This is a genomic window from Streptococcus sp. CCH8-H5 (genome assembly GCF_001556505.1).
Classification (GTDB): domain Bacteria; phylum Bacillota; class Bacilli; order Lactobacillales; family Streptococcaceae; genus Streptococcus.
This window is the reverse complement of record NZ_LSIZ01000084.1, coordinates 1-703: the sequence shown is the minus strand read 5'-3', so window position 1 is coordinate 703 and position 703 is coordinate 1. Positions and strand designations below refer to the sequence as shown.

At 37.1% G+C, this 703-nt stretch carries 1 protein-coding gene; it reads left to right on the top strand.

All coding sequences use genetic code 11. The features are described 5' to 3' along the window. Positions 1-141: 141 nt before the first annotated feature. Entirely contained in the window at positions 142-606 is a 465-nt protein-coding gene (gene tnpA / locus AX663_RS05480; RefSeq protein ID WP_038676806.1) for an IS200/IS605 family transposase, read from the top strand. The last annotated feature ends 97 nt before the right edge of the window (positions 607-703 follow it).

Here is a 703-nt window from a genome sequence, read left to right as displayed (position 1 = left end):
GTTTCGCTCCGAAGGTGCGAAACAAATAAACCACCCGCTATGCGGGTGCGCATCGAAGGTTATACCGTCATAACAAAAACACTCTAAACGAGTTACAATATAGGTGTTCAAGCCAATTGTAAAACGAAATGAGTTGAGACTATGGCGCAAAAAGGTCACAGTTTATCACATACAAAATGGATGTGTAAGTACCACATTGTATTTATACCTAAGTATAGACGAAAAATAATCTATAATCAATATAGGAGTAGTCTGGGAGAGATTTTTCACAGACTATGCCAATATAAAGGCGTTGAAATAATAGAAGGCCACTTAATGCCAGATCATGTCCATATGTTAGTAAGTATTCCACCACGAATGAGTGTAGCTAGTTTTAAGGGATATTTAAAAGGTAAAAGTGCCTTAATGATGTTTGATAAACACGCCAATTTAAAATATAAATTTGGGAACAGACATTTTTGGGCAGAAGGATATTATGTAAGTACGGTAGGACTTAATGAAGCCACAATTAAGAAATATATCCAGGAACAAGAGAAGCATGATATCGTTTTGGACAAATTAAGCGTTAAAGAATATGAAAATCCCTTTAGGGATAATGGTAAGTAATGCGAATGCCTCTTTGAGAGGCTTGTGACGAGTCAAAAGCAATAAGGCTTGAACAAAGTGAAAGCCAGCGTCTTTAGGCGCTGGCTGGTATTATGGG

Coding starts and splice junctions, on each gene's coding strand:
- tnpA (WP_038676806.1), top strand. CDS start 142: ATGGCGCAAAAAGGTCACAGTTTATCACATACAAAATGGATGTGTAAG.